Below are 18316 nucleotides of genomic sequence, written 5' to 3'. Positions count from 1 at the left end.
TATCGGCTGAAAATGGGTAAATATATACATTAAAAAAGAAGAAATTCAAGAAAAATAACTAAATCCCTATTTAAAATTAGTTATTTAGACCTATTAATCATCCAATTTAAATCGTTTTGTCAAATCTCGCAGCTCTTCGGACATTTTTTCAAGCGTCTGCGCCGATGAGCTGATTTCTTCCATGGAGGCAAGCTGTTCCTCGGCTGAAGCGGCGATATCTTGAATGCCGTCTGAACTTTCTTTAGAAATAGCGGCGATATCTATAGAAGCAGCGGAAATTTCCTGAGACCCTGCCGACAGCTGTTCAACCGTTGCATTCATGTTTTGCAATTCTGCGGCAATTTGATTCGTCATTTTTGATATATGTTTAAAGCTTTGTTTTGTTTCGTCTGTCATGACCAGACCTGTTTCCACTTCTTTATTTACGGATTGAAGCACGTTTAATGATGTATGAATTTCTTTTACGATTTCACTGATCAGCGATTCAATTTCCTTTGCTGAATCTGCCGACTGTACCGCAAGTTTTCTCACTTCTTCAGCGACCACAGAAAAGCCTCGTCCGTACTCGCCTGCTCTGGCCGCTTCAATGGCGGCATTTAATGCTAAAAGATTGGTTTGATCTGCGATGCCGTTGATAACACGTAAAATATTTGTGATATCCTTTGATTTGATTTCCAGGCCTTTGACCACTTGCTCCGCTTCTTTCACAGAATGATCAATCGTATTCATTTGGCCGGCTGTTCTCTGAACGAGTGTTTCCCCTGCGCTTGACACTTCGGTGGAGTCTGCAGAGGTTTCTGTAATGACTGCCGCCGCCCGGGCCAGCTCAGCAAGTCCGTCGTTCATTTCGTTAATTTGTTCTGTTGTCGTCTCGATTCGGTCGCTCTGGTTTTCGCTTCCGTTTGAAAATTGTTCGATCGCCATTGTAATGTGTTCAGTGGCCTTGCTTGTCTGATCTGCGGAAGCTGTCAGCTCTTCTGACGATGAGGCGACATGTTCTACAGATTCTTTAATGCCGTAGATCAGCGAGCGGAGAGAGTGCGCCATATTGTTGAAGCTTTGGCTCAGAACCCCGAGTTCGTCTTTTGATTTGATTTCTATCGTTTCTGTTAAATCGCCTTTGCTGATTTTTTCAGCTGACGCAACGATGCGTTTCAAAGGCCTTGTAATCGACCGGATGACAAAATAAATCGCCGTTATTCCGGCTGCAATGGCAATGGCAAGAACAACTGATGCCATAACAAGAACCCTGCTTGCGGCATCATGGATCTCGTCGGCATACATCGTGCCGCTGATTTTCCAGCCTGTTGTTTCGCTTGTGGCGAACGCCATTTTCTTCTTCTTTCCTTTGTGCGTATATTCAAAGTCGCCGCTTTTGTCTTTGTAAAGTTTGTCTATCCACTCCCCTTCTAACTGCGTACCCGCTTTTTCACCGGAGTAGGCAATGACTTCTTTATTTTGGCTGAGGATAAAGGCATAGCCTTCTTTGCCAATACTGATTTCTTTTGCTGTTGCCACAAGGTCATCGATTTTCATATCCATGGCGACAACGCCTGATCCATCCTTTGTCTGGCGCGCAATGGTGACAACCATTTTTCCTGATGAAATGGATTCGTAAGGTTCGGTCACAATTGTCTTTCCTTTATTATCCATGGCTTCTGTGTACCAGTCACGTTCTAAAGCATTAAAGTCACTCGGCATGTCTGCGTGCGGATAGCGTGTGAATGTCCCGTCTTTGCTGCTTGAAAACACCGCAGCGACATTGTCATTCATTTGAATAAATTGTTTAAATTCTTGTTTGATCTCCGTTTTTTTCTTGTCTTTCAACTTGTCTGCTGTCGCCCAATCGCTGAAAAACGCGAGGCTTTTTTCAGTCGTTTTGATTTTGCCATCAATAATGTTATCTAATATTTGAACGTTTTCCTTTGCGCTTTGTGTCATCTGTATGTCAAGAGATGCAACAGCTGATTGATAAGCGCTTACCGATAGTGCCGTAATCGGGACAATTAAGATCAGCAGGAAAGAAATAATGAGTCTCCTGGCAATTGATGATCTGCGAATGGTGGTGAGTGTTTTTTTCATTCCTCTTGAACCTTCTTTCAATAATTTACAAATTATATCGGCTGATATTCCTTTATCTTACATTGAAAATGAAGGAAAAAATGAAAAATAGTTCAAAACTCACCGATTTAGACAGGTCTTTTTTATTATTTCTTATACAGAAAAACAGCGCTTCATAAGCGCTGTTTTTTGCTCTTATTCAATTTTAAATTTCTTTGTCAGATCACGGAGCTCTTCTGCCATCTGCGCCAGGGTCGTGGCTGATGAACTGATTTCTTCCATAGAAGCAAGCTGCTCCTCGGCCGATGCAGCAATGTCTTGAATGCTTGCCGAGCTTTCTCTTGAAACATCGGCAATTCCGCTCACCGCTGCCGATACATGCTCTGAACGGCCTGACAGCTGTTCTACGGTTGTATTCATCGTCTGCAATTTGTCTGCAATCTCATTTGTCATGCTGAAAATACTTTGAAAGCTTTCCTTTGTATTGTCTGTGACAACTAGCCCTGATTGCACTTCTTGATTAACGGCTTTAAACATGTGAAGAGAAGTTTCGATTTCTGCAACGATTTCCTGGATCAGATTTTCGATTTCTTTAGATGAATCTGCAGATTGAACGGCCAGTTTACGCACTTCCTCCGCTACAACAGAGAAGCCTCGTCCAGATTCCCCGGCCCGCGCCGCTTCAATGGCTGCATTTAATGCCAGCAGGTTTGTTTGATCAGCAATCCCATTGATGACTCGTAAAATACTCGTGATATCTTTTGATTTTTCTTCTAACCCTTTCACCACTGCTTCAGCCTGCTGAACCGACTCATTAATTGAATTCATCTGCCCGACTGTCTGCTGGACAAACTTCTCGCCTGTACCCGCGATTTCCGTTGATTGGATAGACGCTTTCGTAATGTCTGATGATGTTTGTGAGACTTGCTGGAGCCCTTCATTCATCATGTTCAGCTGATGAGAGCTGGACTCCACTTTTTCGCTCTGCTCTTCGTTTCCGTTTGAGAACTGCTCAATTGCCATTGTAATATGCTCCGTCGCCTTGCTCGTTTGCCCGGCGGATGCAGTCAGCTGTTCGGATGATGCGGCAACATTATTAACCGAGTCTTGAATGGCGCTGATAAGCGAACGCAAGGATTGTCCCATTTCATTGAAGCTTTCGCCAAGCTCGCCCAGTTCATCTTTCGAACGGATCTCGATGGTTTCTGTCAGATCTCCGCTGCTGATCATTTTTGATGATTGAACCAGACGTTTTAACGGTTTTGTGATCGAACCAACGATAAACAGGATTAACATCCCGCCTGCCAGTATTGAAGCAATCAGCACGATCATGCCTGTTGTCAGGACAGATTTTGAGGATTCCTTGATTTCACTCATATACATGGTGCCGGCAATTTTCCAGCCAGTCAGTTGATTTGTCGTATATGTCATCTTTTTATCTTCATGATTCAGGGTGTACTGCAGCTCGCCGCTGTCCTTGTCATACATTTTGGCAACCCAGTCGCCAGACAGCTTTTCACCAGCCTTATGGTTTTGATGGGCAACATATGTTTTGTTTTTCGTCGCGATGAAAGCATAGCCCTCTTTTCCGACTTTAATTTGTTTCAACTGTTCTAACAGTTTATCAATTGTGATATCCATGGCGACGACGCCTGAACCATCCTTCAATTCCTGAGCAATGGTAATGACCATGCTTCCGTCGCTGGCTGCCACATAAGGATCGGTCACTACGATTTCACCGCCGGCCTTCATTGCATCCTGGTACCAAGAACGTTTTCTCGGATCGTAGCCATCCGGCAATTTTTCTTTCGGTGCCTGTACATATGTGCCGTTTTCTGCCCCTCCGTAAATTCTGGCTACGTCTTGGTTAATGGAAACATATTGCGAAAACTTGGCCTTAAGCTCTTCCTGTTTGGATTTTCCTTTAAACGCGGAGCTTTTCAGTGATTTACTGAAAAAGCTGATGCCTTTCGCTTTTGCTCCTATATCATTTGTAACGGTTGTATTAAATGAATCGACACTATTTTTCGCATTTCCCATGATCTCCTGATCCAGTTTTCCGCTTGCTGAGCGATAAGAACTGAATTCCAATATAAGAATCGGAATAATTAAAATCACAACAAATGAAATAATTAGTTTTCTAGAAATAGACGGTTTTGTCAGCCAATTGATAAAAGTCTTCATATCCAGCTTCTCCTTCAGGTTTGATACAGTATATATCGGCTGCTTTAAAAAGTTTTTAAAATAGAAGAAGTTTCCTTTTCAACATTTCTCTGTCTTTTTAGCTTTCATTGCACAAGCCTTGTGCATAGTTTATAAAAAACAAGGGGGGCTTCAGATGATTATTGTATCCGGGCAATGGCTCCGTCCCCAAGACATTGAAAACTGGCAAATAGACAAAAACCTGAATCCGCTGCTAAAAGAAATGATTGCTACACCCGTTCAGTTTGATTATCATTCGATCGCTGAACTGATGTTTGAGCTTCATTTGCGCATGAACATTGTTGAATCGGCAAAAGCGCTGCATAAAAGCGGGGCGAAGTTCGCCACCTTTGTAAAAACATACGGGAATACAGCGTATTGGCGGGTTTCACCGGAAGGGGCTCTGGAGCTTAAGTATAAAATGCCGCCTTCAAAGGCGATTCGGGATATTGCAGAAAACGGCCCGTTTTATGCGTTTGAATGCGCGACGGCAATCGTTGTGATTTATTACTTAGCATTGCTTAAAACCATCGGAGAAGAAAAATTCGACGCAGCCTTTGACAGAATTATTTTATATGACTGGCATTATGAGAAATTGCCGATATATACGGAAACGGGACATCACTTTTTCCTTGGAGACTGTTTGTATTTTAAAAATCCTGAATTTGATCCGCAGAAAGCGCAGTGGAGAGGCGAAAATGTGATTTTATTAGAAAAGGACAAATATTTTGCTCACGGCCTGGGAATTTTAAACGCTCAGCAAATTATTGATAAGCTGAATTCTTTCAGACGAAAAGGAGCCGTACAGTCAGCTTATCTCCTTTCACAAGCGACCAGACTTGATATTCCGTCACTCTATCCGATCACCCGCTAAAAACCCCACCATCTATTTTGGGGACGATGGGGTTTCAAATGCTTTTCGTTTTCGATAGAAAGGGGCTGTGCCGACATACTGGTTCGCAGCCCATTCCATTTTTTCAAGGTCATTTCTCGTCACGATGGGATCTTGGCTGCTCCACTTGATAAACCGGACAAAATAATACCCTTTGATGGGAGCCATTGTAACTTTTGAATGAGGCCAGTCTTCAAATACAAACTCAATTTTCCCTTTCTTTTTATAAGAATATTGAAGAATGTTCATCGTCTGTCACCTCTGTTAGTTACGTTACGATTGGCAAAGCTCAGCTATCAGCGTTTTCACGTCAGAGGGCCCATTGAGCAATCCGACTGATTGCCCCGCCCACAGAGACATGTGACCGGAATCTTTGGCTGCGGCGGCATGTTTTCTCATTGGTTTTGTTAACGTGTTTTGCAATGGATAAGGAAGTGTATTTGCCTCTTCAGCTTGTTGCTCTTTCATCCATTGGTTGACTATACCCCTTGCAGGCTTCCCCGAAAACAATGCGGTAAGGCGCGTGTCTGTTCCATGCGCTTCTTTTAATTCCTGTCTGTACGTTTCAGAGGCTTTGCTTTCCTCACACATAAGAAATGGGGTCCCGACCTGTACACCTTGCGCTCCGAGACAGTGAGCCGCTTGGACGCCGCGGCGGTCTGCAATTCCGCCTGCCGCAATCACGGGTACTGAAACAGCGTCTGCAGCTTGGGGGACCAGTGACATTAAGCCAATAGAAGACTCTCCGCTGACCGGCAGAAAAGAACCGCGGTGGCCGCCTGCTTCACTGCCTTGCAGCACGATGATATCCATTCCGCGCTCTTCCAGCAGGACGGCTTCTTGCGGCGAAGTAGCCGTTCCGATAAGACAGCAGCCATTTTTCTTTAATAAATGAATGCTTTCATCAGGCGGAATGCCGAACGTAAATGAACAGGCTCTTACATTGTATGTAAGAATCAGATTTATTTTTTTATGAAAATCCTCCCACTCTTCCTCCTCTAAAGGAAAAGCAGCCGCCTGTTCCGCAAACGGAATGTTTTGTTTCCATGTGTGAACCCTTTTATCGTCCGGTGCCTTCCTTTTTTCCGGCACAAACACATTTACCTGAAAAGCGCTGCTGGTCAATTCCTGCATCTCGATGATTTGTTTTTCAAGCGTAGCTGGACTGAGATATCCGGAAGCGAGACTTCCGAGCGCGCCTTCATTCGACACAGCGGCTGCCAGTCGGGGTGTGACCAGGCCGCCTGCCATCGGCGCCTGAATGACAGGCTTTGATAATGATAGTGCTTTCATCCATTGAGTCATAGAAGCACCTCCTGTTATTCCATGATTTTGATATGGCAAGTTCGATGACGCGGACCATCAAATTCGCAGAAATAAATACCTTGCCACGTCCCGAGAATGAGACGCCCGTTTTCAATGATGACATGCTGTGAAGCGCCTACCGTACTGGACTTCATATGTGCAGCTGTATTGCCTTCCATATGGCGGTCCAGCTCATGGTCCCATGGATACATCTCATCAAATCTTCGGAGCATATCTCTTTTCACATCGGGATCGGCATTTTCATTAATTGTAATGCCCGCCGTCGTATGCGGACAGTAAATCACCGCTGCCCCTCTTGCCACTCCTGTTTCTTGAAGAAACGCTTCCACCTCGTGAGTGATTTCAACCATTTCATCTCTATTGTTTGTTTTGATTTGCAGAGTTTTCAGCATTTGTTTCTCCTTTCACTTCCCCTTCTCTTTGCATATTCGTTCTGTGTTCTTTTTTTCCTGTTAAATCAGGCTCATAAACCTGAAGAAAACAAAAACTCCAGCTTGTTTCTGGAGTTTTATTGCCATAGATATACTCTGGCTTCATAAGGTTTTAACAGCAGTGATGTCGTATGCTTGTGCGGTTCTGTTTCCATATTCGACAATAGGAGTTTGTCAGAAGATAACGGCAATGCGGGATATCTGCAGAACGCCGGCGCACCCGTCAGATTTGCCGCAATGAGCGCAGTTTGGCTCTCATTTTTGCGAAGGTATGCAAAGATTTGCTGATCTTCCGGCAAAATCAGCTCGTATTGGCCATAAATAAATACATCATATGTTTGGCGGAGTTTGATCAAGTTTTTGTAAAAGTGATAGACAGATGTGTTATCGTTTATTTGCGCCTCGGCGTTCAGCCATGTGTAATTGTCATTTACCCCAATCCATGGCTTGGCATCGGAAAACCCAGCGTGAGGAGATGCATTCCATTGCATTGGTGTTCGCGAATTGTCTCTTCCCTGTTTCCAGACAATCTTCATCACTTCCTCGTGAGAAGCGCCTTTTGCGGTCTCTATGTCATACAGCCGCTTCATCGCGACATCATCATAATCCTCAATCGAAGGAAACGCCACATTGGTCATGCCGATTTCCTGTCCCTGATAAATAAACGGCGTGCCTTTCATCAGAAAATAAACAACGGCGAGTGCTTTTGCACTTTCCTTTAAGGAATTCCCGTCGTTTCCCCATACAGAAACAGAACGGGGCTGATCATGGTTTTCCATAAACAAAGCGTTCCAGCCGATTCCTTCCAAACTGTTCTGCCACTCTGTTAAAATCCGTTTGAATGCAGCGATATCGATGCTTTCATTGATCTCTATATCCCACAGGCCGAGATGTTCAAATTGAAAAATCATGCTGAAAATGCCGGATTCCTCCCCCGCCCACTCAGCCGCCTCCTTTGCCGCGACACCGTTTGCCTCTCCGACCGTCATGATCGGGTAGCGGGAAAATGTGTTTTCCTTCAGCTCTGTTAAAAAATCCAATATGCCCTCAGCATTCATATGATAAGGAAAAGAAGGAACATAGGACAGCCCTTTCGGATTCGGCAGATCAGGCAGCCCTTCTTTTTTCTTAATATGAGAAATGGCATCCACCCGAAATCCGTCTATGCCTTTATCGAGCCACCAATTGACCATGTCATAAACGGCGTTTCTTACCTCTTGATTTTCCCAGTTCAGGTCTGGCTGCTTTTTATCAAAAAGGTGGAGATAATACTGGCTTGTCTGCTGATCATACTGCCAAGCCGATCCTCCGAAAATGCTTTCCCAATTGTTTGGCTCTTTTCCGTCTTTCCCGTCCTTCCAAATATACCAGTCGCGTTTTTGGGATTGTAAAGATGCACGTGATTCAATGAACCATGGATGTTCATCACTTGTATGATTCACGACAAGATCCATAATGAGCTTCATGCCAAGCTCATGAATATCATGAAGCAGCTGATCGAAATCTGCCATTGTGCCGAAATCGCTCAATATGTTTTTGTAATCTCTTATATCATAGCCGTTATCCGCATTAGGTGAGTCGTACAAAGGACAAATCCAAATCACATCGGCACCAAGTTCTTTTATGTACGGAAGCTTGGACCTGATTCCTTGAATATCCCCGATTCCATCGCTGTTTGAATCCTTGAAGCTGCGGGGATAAATTTGGTAGACCACCGCTTCCTTCCACCAAGCCTTTTTCATACAGCCACTCCTTCCTGCGTGTGCGGTTTTTATATCTTATGTAGAAAAAAGCCTTTGAAGCATTCATTTTTTCAGAAAAAAAGCCTCTTGCCGATGACAAGAGACTGATCAATTTTTCAGAAGCCTCTGGTCCTGATTTTCTTTGAGCTCAAAAAACAGCCGCGATCCAGCCCGGCTGTTTTTGATTAAAACTCTGTTTTTTTGATTTCGACAAATCGAATGTGATGGTCTTCAGCGTCGAGGATTTTAAACTCGCAGCCCTCCGCCTGTATCACATCTCCTGCTTCCAGCTCCATTTTTTGCGTCAGAAGCCAGCCTGCAATCGTATCAATTTCTTCATTCTCAATGGCAATGTCGAGCAGGTCGTTCACTTCATCTATTAGCGCTTTGCCATCCATCACATAATGGTGCTCGCCTTTTTTCAAAATATGCGGCGTTTCATCCTGATCATATTCATCACGGATTTCCCCGACAATTTCTTCGATAATATCCTCGACAGTGACAAGCCCCGCCGTTCCCCCGTATTCATCTACGAGAATCGCCATATGAATCCGTTCCTTCTGCATGCGGATTAAAAGCTGCTGGACAGGAATGCTTTCAATGACCCTGATGACAGGTCTCATAATTTGCTTCAGCTTAATCGGCTGGCCGAGAAAATACGCTTTAAACATATCTTTGCTGTTGATAATCCCTAAAATATGATCCTTATCTTCTTTGATGACAGGATACCGTGTATACCGTTCGTTAATGATGAGATGAATCGCTTCTTCAAGCGACTGCTCCAGAGAGATGACAGCGATTTCTGTTCGCGGAATCATAATTTCTCTTGCCACGCGGTTGTCGAATTCAAAAATCTTATTCACATAGCGAAATTCAGACTGGTTGATTTCCCCTTTTTCATAGCTTTCTGACAGGATCAGCCTCAGTTCCTCCTCGCTGATGACAACCTCATGCTCCTTGACTGAATGAAAGCCAAACAATTTCACAAGAAAACTTGCAGAGCCGTTCAATGCTTTGATAAACGGATATGTGATTTTATAAAACCAGATCAGCGGCTTTGCAATCCATAAACTGACAGCTTCAGCCTTTTGAATGGAAACCGTTTTCGGCGCAAGCTCACCCATTACCACATGCAAAAAAGTGACGATGATAAATGCAATTACAAATGTGACAATGTGGTTAAACGGTTCCGGTATGCCTGCCGCTGTAAATAAGGGATGAAGAATGCGTTCAAATGTCGGTTCACCAAGCCATCCAAGGCCGAGGGCTGTAATTGTAATCCCGAGCTGGCAGGCTGATAAATACTCGTCAAGATTGGAGATGATTTTATGTGCGGCAAGCGCCCGGCTGTCTCCGCTTTCGATGAGCTGATTGATTTTTGAACCTCTGATTTTGACGATTGCAAATTCGGCTGCAACGAAAACAGCCGTAATGCCAATCAAAACAAAAATGGCGATCAATTGTAATATAAGCAAAAAAAGCCCTTACCATAAATGGTAAGGGGCCACCTCCTTAACGTTAATTCTCATTACGACCGTTTAAGAAGATCATCACAAAGCGAAGAAGTTCAAACAGGGAAACCAGGGCGGCGGCCACATACGTTAAGGCGGCGGCGCTCAGCACTTTATTTACCCCATTCTCTTCATTGTTCCGGATGAATCCTTCTGACACAATAATTTGCTTCGCGCGTGAACTTGCATTGAATTCGACAGGCAGTGTGATCAGCTGGAAAAAGACAGCGGCTGAAAACAGAATGATGCCAAGCCCGATCAAATTCAGGCTGCCGAGAAGCATGCCTCCTAAGAAAAGCAAAGGAGCTACACCGGATGCAAAATTCACGACTGGGAAAATTTTATGTCTCAGCACAAGCGCACCATATGACTCCTGATGCTGCAAGGCATGTCCGACTTCATGGGAAGCTACGGAGATGGCGGAAATTGAGCGGCCATAATAGACCGGCTCAGATAAACGCACCACCCGTCTTGTCGGGTCGTAATGGTCTGTTAAAGCGCCTCTTACCGGTTCGACCGGCACGTCGTAAAGACCGTTGATATCTAGAATCCGTCTTGCCGTTTCTGCCCCTGTTCGACCGCTTGAGGCTTCCACTTTTGAATATTTTTCAAAGTTGCTCTTTACTTTAAATTGTGCCCAAAACGACAATCCCAATGCGGCTATTGTTAAAAATATAAACAGCATGTTTCATCATCCTTTTTTAAAGATCGTATGTTTCTTTATTACGATTATTTTAATGAGTTTTCTTTCTCGTGTACAGAAAAGCGCTTCTTCTTCCGTCTAGGCGCACATATTCCGATAAGCAAAAGGAACAAGCCGGCCGAAAACAAATAAAAAGAAAAGCCTCCAATCAGCTCTTTCAAAAAATGTTGCCATGAGAAGCTATCGGAGAAGTGATTATACGAATTCAAGTCGAAAATAAACAAAATCACTGCGGATGCCGCAAGCTGGGTACCGATCAAAACCACGACGGTTCTTTGAATGATCGTCATCTGTTCCATCCTTTTTTCGCCTATTTATTTTAGTTTATGGAGAAATCCGGTTTTATATGTTTTGTTCATTTTTTGAAAAACAATGCCGGAAGTGGGACATACTGTTATAAAAAGAGCACGGGTGTGATGAACATGAAAGTGACGAGCGAGGAAAAGGAACAGCTGAGTACAGCGATTGACCGAATGAATGAAGGGCTGGACGTATTTATCCAGTTTTATAATGAATCCGAAATCGACGAACCGCTCATTCAGCTTGAAGACGATACAGCTGATCTCATGAAGCAGGCCCGCGACCTGTACGGTCAGGAAAAGCTAAATGAGAAGCTGAATACGATTATTAAACAGATTTTATCTATTTCATTATCTGAAGAAGGGGAAAAAGAATGAAGTCAAACCGGATCTTTATTTCTTGGCTGAGATGGCCGTTATTTATCCGAATCGGGCTGATCATTCTTTTTCTGATTCTTTTGTTCGGACAAATCATTTATTTACTTGAGCCCGAGCAGTTTACTTCCGTCTTCGAAGGTATTTGGTGGGCCGTGGTTACCATCTCAACAGTGGGCTACGGAGACTATGTGCCGCACACGCCGCTTGGTCAAGCAGCCGGAATGCTGCTGATATTCATCGGCGCAAGCTTTGTCACTGCTTACTTTGCCACCTTATCCGCTGCCGCTTTCAGTAAACAGCACCGCTACATAGAGGGAAAGGTCGCTTACAAAGGACGGGGCCATGTGATTATTATCGGCTGGAATGAAAAATCAAATCGCCTTTTGAGAGAGCTTCAGCTGGCGGCGCCCTCCAAGACAGTCGTTCTGATTGATGAATCGTTAAAAGAAGGGCCGCTCATTGAAAATGTCCATTTCATACGCGGACACGCCGCTGATGATGAAACGCTGAAACGAGCCAATATTACTGAGGCGGACACAGTTATGGTCACTGCCGACCAATATAAAAGTGAAGCGGAAGCGGATATGCTGTCGGTGCTGATTCTGTTATCAGTCAAAGGATTGAATCCGCTGGCATACTGTATTGTCGAAATTCTGACAGACCGCTTTGTCACCAATGCAGAACGGGCGGGCGCTAATAAAATTATCGGGACGTCTCAGCTCTTAAGCCGCGTGATGCTGGAACATTACCGGGTCAAATTGCAGCTGTCTAAACCGCAAAGCTTAATCGAGCTGACACTCGATAAAAAAGTGAGGCTGATTTCGGTTCCTTCTGAACTGCATGGTGCCGCTTATAAAACATGCGTCCTCTATTTTCTTGATCACAACACCACTATTATCGGCATACAAAAAGAGGAAGGGCCTATGATTACCCCTCCTCTTTCATATAAAGTGCTTGAAACGGATCAATTCCTTGCGCTTTAACCCAACAAAACATCCTCCAGCTCTTTGACAAGGGAGGCGCCGATATCCAAATACGCCGGATCAATCTCTGCGTCCCGTCTCTCGGGCTCAGAAAATTGATTAAACAGCGATTGAAACGGCCCTCCTTCAGCATGATCATCAAGGCCTGGCTGGAACACCTGCCTCAGCATAAACGGAGTTCCGATACGGACAGCTGCCCCGCGTTCATCCAGACTGCCTTGTATGGCATTGACGGGAATTCTTAAAAATAAATATCCGTCTCTATCATCAATTTTATAATCAAAATAGCCGTGGTCGTACTCCCAGCCGCCGTTTATCACATAACCGAGCGGCTTCATGACTTGTTCCAGCTCTTGAAGCAAGAAAGGCTGTCCATCTATCGCGGAAGGTATCGTAATCATCAAACTGCCCCTTTTTTCGTTTATCCTGTCCCGCAGAACAAGACTTCATTCAGAGGCTTATTACATGGAAACCGTTTTTTCCTTTGCACGGCCAACCGAAAAGAAAGCGCATTCAATTAAGAAGTAAACAGTCATCGCTGCAGCAATCCCCGCCGCAGATTCCCATGAAACATATACAACAGCTGTATAGAGTCCTAACTTTGTTAAAAGGGTGTGAGATCGCTTCAATTTCAGAAAATGGTGCACCGCATCGGTAAAAATGGCAAGCGGCAGCCCGATCAGAAGAAAGGTGTGGATAAAAAAGTGTGAGAGTGTGCCGCCAAGGTTGGAAGAAAACTCTATATTCACGGCATCAAAGGATATGAGAATAACTAAAACAGCTGCAGAAAAACCCGCAATGATGAGATGTTTGACCACTTGTTTCATGAACATCAGCACCTTTCTGATTTTATAAAAAGCCGACCGGCAAATGCCAGTCAGCTTTCGTACATTAATCTTCGAGACGTTTTTCAAGCTCAGCTTTTTTCTCTTCAAAGCCAGGTTTGCCAAGCAATGCAAACATATTGACTTTATATGCTTCTACTCCAGGCTGGTCAAAAGGATTGACGCCGAGGAGATAACCGCTCATCGCGCAGGCTTTTTCAAAGAAATAAACAAGATATCCAAAAGTATATGCATTCAGCTCTGGAATGTTGACGATTAAGTTCGGAACATTTCCGTCTGTATGAGCCAGCATTGTACCTTGGAATGCTTTTTTGTTAACGAAGTCTACAGTTTTTCCGGCTAAATAGTTTAAGCCGTCAAGATCGTTATCGGCTTCTTCGATCGTCAGCTCGTGTTTAGGTTTTTCGACATTCAGCACCGTTTCGAACAAGTCTCTGCGGCCTTCCTGTACGTACTGTCCTAATGAGTGAAGGTCTGTTGAATAGTTGGCAGAAGAAGGATAAATGCCCTTCTCGTCTTTGCCTTCACTTTCGCCGAACAGCTGCTTCCACCACTCCGCAAAATATTGAAGCGCCGGCTCATAGTTGATTAGCATTTCAATCGTTTTGCCTTTATTGTAAAGCACATTGCGAACGACCGCATACTGGTATGCAGGGTTTTCTTCCAATTCTGATGTGGCAAAATCCTTGCTCGCATCAAATGCGCCTTTCATCATGTCGTCAATGTTGACGCCGCTGACAGCAATCGGCAGGAGACCAACGGCTGTTAAGACAGAATAACGGCCGCCGACATCATCAGGAATGACAAATGATTCGAAGCCTTCTTCGTTAGAAAGTGTTTTTAACGCGCCGCGCTCTTTATCAGTTGTCGCGTAAATCCGCGCTTTCGCTTCTTCCTTGCCGTATTTCTCTTCAAGAAGCTTGCGGAAAATACGGAAAGCGATTGCAGGTTCAGTTGTTGTACCTGATTTAGAGATGACGTTAATGGAGAAGTCAACATCTTCGAGAAGATCCATGACATCTCTCATATAAGATGAACTGATGTTGTTTCCGATGAAAATGACTTGCGGATTGCCTCGTTTTGCTTTTGGCAGTGTATTGTAAAACGCGTGATTAAGCGCTTCAATCGCTGCCCGCGCGCCAAGGTAAGAACCGCCGATACCGACAACAAGCAATACATCAGAGTCAGATTTGATTTTTTCCGCGCTTTTTTTAATGCGCGCAAATTCTTCTTTATCATAATGTTCAGGGAGGTCCACCCAGCCTAGAAAATCGCTGCCCGCGCCTGTTTTTTCATGAATATTATGGTGTGCTGTTTTTACAAAGTCGCGCAAATATGTAAGTTCATGTTCGTTGAAGAAAGTCAACGCTTTTGAGTAGTCAAAGCGTACATGCGTCATTGCTTGTCCCTCCATAACGGTATAATGTTTTCATCTTTCACTTTATATGAACTTATCTGTGAAATCAAGTCAAGAAGAAAGGACGGAATGACTGCATTCCGTCCAAAGAAATCAGAGTGACGCGCGAAGGATGGCAAGCACGTCATCTTTGTTCAGTTTTTGGAAGTTTCCGAAGCCGCCATGCTCCATTTCTTTGGCTGCGATATCAGCAATCAGTTCCAGTTTTTCCTCTCCGATATCATAGTCGGATAAGCGGGAAGGCGCACCCAGACTTGTCCAGAACGCAGACAGCTTGTCGATTCCTTCAAGCACGATTTCTTTATCCGTTTTGCCTTCTGTATCAATGTCAAACATATTGAGCATAAGGTTTTTAAAGCGGCCGACATTTGTATCAAGCGTGTATCTCATCCAGTTCGGGAACAGGATCGCGAGTCCGCCGGCATGCGGAATATCGTAAACAGCTGATACGGCATGCTCCATAGTGTGAGAAGCCCAGTCGCCGAAGTAGCCCATTTGAAGCGTGCCATTCAGAGCGATTGTGCCAGCATATAAAATCGTTTCACGATGTTTGTAATTTTCCAGATCCTCCAATAGTTTTGGAGCTGTTTCGATTACCGTCTGCAGAACGGCAAAGCACATTCTGTCTTGCAGCGGTGTGTTTTCGACATTATGGAAGTATTGTTCAAACACGTGGCTCATCATGTCAACCATACCGTAAACCGTTTGATTTTCAGGCACTGTAAACGTATTTTCAGGGTCTAAAATCGAGAACCGCGGATGAGTTACATTGCTTCCCCATACAAATTTCTCGTTTGTTTCCCAGTTTGTAATCACAGAGTCAGGGTTCATTTCAGAACCTGTAGCAGCAAGGGTTAGAACGGTACCGAACGGCAGTGCATCTTCGGCTGTTACTTTTTTGCTGAAAATGTCCCAAGCGTCTCCGTCGTATTTTACTCCCGCAGCGATCGCTTTTGTGCAGTCAATGACACTTCCGCCGCCCACAGCAAGCAGAAAATCAATATCATGCTGTCTGCATAGGTCAATGCCTTTTTCCACAGTTGCAAGACGCGGGTTCGGCTCTACCCCTGGCAGTTCATAGACAGCGGCGCCTTCTTCTTTTAATATGCCTGTTACTTGGTCATAAAGGCCATTACGTTTAATGCTTCCGCCTCCGTAGACAAGCAGAACATTTTTACCGTATTGCTTTAATTCTTTTCTTAATTGTTCAAGCTGGCCTTTTCCGAAGATCAGCTTCGTCGGGTTATAATAAGTAAAATTTTCCATTGTAAAACCTCCAAATATTGCTGTATCAAAAAACAGATTAACAATTGTAACATAAGTCCAAAGAAAAAGGGAAGCAGCCGGATCGGCTATTTCCCCCTTTTGTTATAGAGATGCTTTTAAAATAGCGAGTACATCTTCTTTGTTAAGTGATTTAAACTGGCCGAACGTACCGTTGGCCATTGCCTTGTCGGCAATTGTGCCGAGCTGTTCGTCATTTATATCGTAGTCAGCCAGACGGTTTGGAGCGCCTAGGCTTGTCCAGAAAGCAGACAGCTTGTCGATGCCTTCCAGCGCGATTTCCTCATCTGATTTTCCAGCTTCTTCTACATCAAACACACGCACCGCAAGCTGCTTCATGCGGGCCGGGTTTTCTGATAATGTATGTCTCATCCAGTTCGGGAAGAGAATCGCAAGTCCGCCGGCATGCGGAATATCGTAAACGGCTGAAACGGCATGTTCGATATTATGAGTTGCCCAATCCCCTCTTGCGCCCATTGACAGCATACCGTTTAAAGCGATTGTCCCTGTATAAAGAATCGTTTCACGCAGTTCGTAATTTTCAAGATCATTGATCAGCTTAGGCGCTGTTTCGATGACTGTGCGTAAAAGAGATTCGCACATGCGATCCTGGTAAGGTGTGTTTGATACATGGTGGAAGTATTGTTCAAACACGTGGCTCATCATATCAACCATTCCGTAGATCGTGTGGTTTTTAGGAACAGTAAATGTGTTCACTGGGTCCAAAATAGAGAATTTAGGGAACACGAGCGGGCTGCCCCAGCCATATTTCTCTTTTGTTTCCCAGTTGGTAATAACTGAACCTGCGTTCATTTCAGAGCCAGTTGCGGCGAGAGTCAATACAGTTCCGAACGGTAAAGCTTCCTTCGGCTGGTGTTTTTTCGTTACGATATCCCACGCATCACCATCATACTTTGCCCCCGCAGCAATCGCCTTTGTACAGTCGATGACACTTCCGCCGCCGACAGCCAATAAGAAATCAATGTTGTTTTCTTTGCAGATCGCAACACCTTTATTAACAGTCGACACACGCGGGTTCGGCTCTACGCCTGCTAATTCATGCACCGTGACACCGGCTTTATTCAGCTGTTCCATCACTTGATCATAAAGGCCGCTGCGTTTAATGCTTCCGCCTCCGTAGACTAACAATACATTTTTTCCGTAAGGTTTCAGTTCCTCCGGGAGTTTTTCAACTTCTCCGCGGCCGAAAATTAATTTCGTCGGATTCCAATATGTAAAGTTTTGCATGACATCTCCTCCTTAGATTTTCATTATGCAGAATGCCTGCGCTCCATGTAAAGCAATCAGCTCTTTCCGTTTTCAGCGTATCGGGCAGTTTTCATTTGCAAGATGCTGGGAAAGAAACAGATACAAGCTGAGTTTGGGCCGTTTCGTCCGGCTACTCTCAATATGGAGAATGCATGTATAGATTCTCCATTTTGTCACAATCTATAACTGTTTTAATAATTCATGGAGGAGGTTGCAAAACATGAGTACAATTCAGAGAATTTGCCTTGTATTAACAATCATTGGCGCTATTAACTGGGGACTGATCGGATTTTTCCAATTTGATTTAGTAGCGGCCATCTTCGGCGGCCAAGGGTCAGCTCTTTCCCGTATTATTTACGGTCTTGTCGGAATCGCCGGCTTAATCAACCTCGGTCTGCTGTTTAAACCAAACGAGGAAAGATCACGTGAAGAGGCAGCAAATCCTGAAATGCGATAGGATAAAAAAAAGCACCGAACATTCCTGTCCGGTGCTTTTTTCATGCTTATTTTTTGATAAGGTCTTTACGGTTGGACATTTCAATCCACTCTTCAAGCTTATCTTTTAATGTGTTGAAACCTTGTGGTGCAGAAGCTTCTTCGCTTACTTGCGCAGCTTTAGGTTTTCTTGGTTTGCTTTCTTTTTTCTCAGGCGCAGCTTGTGTCGCACGAATAGAAAGGCTGATTTTTCCTTTTTCTTCATCAACAGCAAGTACTTTTACTTGTACTTCGTCGCCAACTGAAAGGTGCTCGTTGATGTCTTTTACGAAACCGTGAGTCACTTCAGAAATGTGTACTAAACCTTGAGTTTCTTCATCTAATGCAACAAACGCACCATACGCTTGTAATCCTGTAACTTTACCAGTGTAAACACTGCCCACTTCAAATTTTGCTGCCATTCATAACAACTCCTAAGTTAAATTAAATATCTGTTTATACGCAATTTAAAATTATATCATACATGTCTCATTTCCGC

Annotated in this window: 19 protein-coding genes; 4 read left to right on the top strand and 15 right to left on the bottom strand. The window is 44.1% G+C overall.

Annotated features, from left to right (window positions below; genetic code table 11):
• Positions 1-93: 93 nt before the first annotated feature.
• Entirely contained in the window at positions 94-2082 is a 1989-nt protein-coding gene (locus tag KXD37_RS19580; protein ID WP_127696541.1) for a methyl-accepting chemotaxis protein, read from the bottom strand.
• A 174-nt stretch (positions 2083-2256) separates the two neighbouring features.
• Positions 2257-4245 (bottom strand): methyl-accepting chemotaxis protein, encoded by a 1989-nt coding sequence (locus KXD37_RS19575; protein WP_106019462.1) that lies wholly within the window; start codon positions 4243-4245, stop codon positions 2257-2259.
• A 154-nt stretch (positions 4246-4399) separates the two neighbouring features.
• Here KXD37_RS19575 and KXD37_RS19570 point away from each other — a divergent pair, with 154 nt between their 5' ends.
• Positions 4400-5137, top strand: coding sequence for a protein-glutamine gamma-glutamyltransferase (locus tag KXD37_RS19570; protein WP_106019463.1), 738 nt, complete (start codon positions 4400-4402; stop codon positions 5135-5137).
• A gap of 12 nt (positions 5138-5149) precedes the next feature.
• Here KXD37_RS19570 and KXD37_RS19565 read toward each other — a convergent pair whose 3' ends face one another.
• From KXD37_RS19565 to KXD37_RS19535, 7 genes are all read right to left on the bottom strand, one after another.
• Positions 5150-5404 (bottom strand): hypothetical protein, encoded by a 255-nt coding sequence (locus KXD37_RS19565; protein WP_024122638.1) that lies wholly within the window; start codon positions 5402-5404, stop codon positions 5150-5152.
• A 24-nt stretch (positions 5405-5428) separates the two neighbouring features.
• Positions 5429-6460, bottom strand: coding sequence for a nitronate monooxygenase (locus tag KXD37_RS19560; protein ID WP_106019464.1), 1032 nt, complete (start codon positions 6458-6460; stop codon positions 5429-5431).
• Positions 6461-6474: 14 nt separating this feature from the next.
• Positions 6475-6873 (bottom strand): secondary thiamine-phosphate synthase enzyme YjbQ, encoded by a 399-nt coding sequence (locus KXD37_RS19555; protein ID WP_103672547.1) that lies wholly within the window; start codon positions 6871-6873, stop codon positions 6475-6477.
• Positions 6874-6989: 116 nt separating this feature from the next.
• Positions 6990-8654: a glycoside hydrolase family 13 protein gene (locus KXD37_RS19550; protein WP_106019466.1), complete on the bottom strand. Its 1665-nt coding sequence runs from the start codon at positions 8652-8654 to the stop codon at positions 6990-6992.
• Positions 8655-8839: 185 nt separating this feature from the next.
• A complete protein-coding gene (locus tag KXD37_RS19545) occupies positions 8840-10129 on the bottom strand; it encodes a hemolysin family protein (protein WP_024122642.1) in 1290 nt (429 codons plus the stop codon).
• 43 nt (positions 10130-10172) lie between these two features.
• Positions 10173-10850 carry a zinc metallopeptidase gene (locus tag KXD37_RS19540; protein WP_024122643.1) on the bottom strand — a complete coding sequence of 226 codons (678 nt, stop codon included), beginning with the start codon at positions 10848-10850 and terminating at the stop codon, positions 10173-10175.
• A 44-nt stretch (positions 10851-10894) separates the two neighbouring features.
• Positions 10895-11158 carry a hypothetical protein gene (locus KXD37_RS19535; protein WP_106019928.1) on the bottom strand — a complete coding sequence of 88 codons (264 nt, stop codon included), beginning with the start codon at positions 11156-11158 and terminating at the stop codon, positions 10895-10897.
• 132 nt (positions 11159-11290) lie between these two features.
• On the opposite strand from KXD37_RS19535, the gene KXD37_RS19530 reads away from it, so the two are divergent.
• Together KXD37_RS19530 and KXD37_RS19525 are read left to right on the top strand one after the other, a co-directional pair.
• Positions 11291-11545 (top strand): protein mistic, encoded by a 255-nt coding sequence (locus KXD37_RS19530; RefSeq protein ID WP_024122645.1) that lies wholly within the window; start codon positions 11291-11293, stop codon positions 11543-11545.
• Positions 11542-12528 carry a potassium channel family protein gene (locus KXD37_RS19525; protein ID WP_024122646.1) on the top strand — a complete coding sequence of 329 codons (987 nt, stop codon included), beginning with the start codon at positions 11542-11544 and terminating at the stop codon, positions 12526-12528. Before KXD37_RS19530 ends, KXD37_RS19525 begins: the two co-directional genes overlap by 4 nt.
• On the opposite strand, the gene KXD37_RS19520 is transcribed toward KXD37_RS19525, so the two are convergent.
• From KXD37_RS19520 to KXD37_RS19500, 5 genes are all read right to left on the bottom strand, one after another.
• Complete coding sequence (locus KXD37_RS19520; RefSeq protein WP_106019467.1) at positions 12525-12929, bottom strand: YugN-like family protein; 405 nt, start codon at positions 12927-12929, stop codon at positions 12525-12527. The two genes, KXD37_RS19525 and KXD37_RS19520, sit on opposite strands and share 4 nt — an antisense overlap.
• A gap of 60 nt (positions 12930-12989) precedes the next feature.
• Positions 12990-13361: a hypothetical protein gene (locus tag KXD37_RS19515; protein WP_106019929.1), complete on the bottom strand. Its 372-nt coding sequence runs from the start codon at positions 13359-13361 to the stop codon at positions 12990-12992.
• Between the two features lie 58 nt (positions 13362-13419).
• A complete protein-coding gene (locus tag KXD37_RS19510) occupies positions 13420-14772 on the bottom strand; it encodes a glucose-6-phosphate isomerase (RefSeq protein WP_101864150.1) in 1353 nt (450 codons plus the stop codon).
• A 111-nt stretch (positions 14773-14883) separates the two neighbouring features.
• A complete protein-coding gene (locus KXD37_RS19505; protein WP_024122650.1) occupies positions 14884-16056 on the bottom strand; it encodes an iron-containing alcohol dehydrogenase in 1173 nt (390 codons plus the stop codon).
• Positions 16057-16158: 102 nt separating this feature from the next.
• Positions 16159-17322, bottom strand: a complete 1164-nt coding sequence (locus KXD37_RS19500) for an iron-containing alcohol dehydrogenase (RefSeq protein ID WP_024122651.1) — start codon at positions 17320-17322, stop codon at positions 16159-16161.
• 241 nt (positions 17323-17563) lie between these two features.
• Between KXD37_RS19500 and KXD37_RS19495 the strand changes: the two genes are divergently transcribed.
• Positions 17564-17800: a DUF378 domain-containing protein gene (locus KXD37_RS19495; RefSeq protein WP_003220771.1), complete on the top strand. Its 237-nt coding sequence runs from the start codon at positions 17564-17566 to the stop codon at positions 17798-17800.
• Between the two features lie 46 nt (positions 17801-17846).
• On the opposite strand, the gene yugI is transcribed toward KXD37_RS19495, so the two are convergent.
• Positions 17847-18239, bottom strand: coding sequence for a S1 domain-containing post-transcriptional regulator GSP13 (yugI, locus tag KXD37_RS19490; RefSeq protein ID WP_019259312.1), 393 nt, complete (start codon positions 18237-18239; stop codon positions 17847-17849).
• Positions 18240-18316: the final 77 nt, after the last annotated feature.

It is taken from the genome of Bacillus sp. XT-2 (assembly GCF_025696525.1).
GTDB classification, from domain to species: Bacteria; Bacillota; Bacilli; order Bacillales; family Bacillaceae; genus Bacillus; species Bacillus halotolerans.
This window is presented reverse-complemented; position numbering and strand designations above follow the sequence as displayed.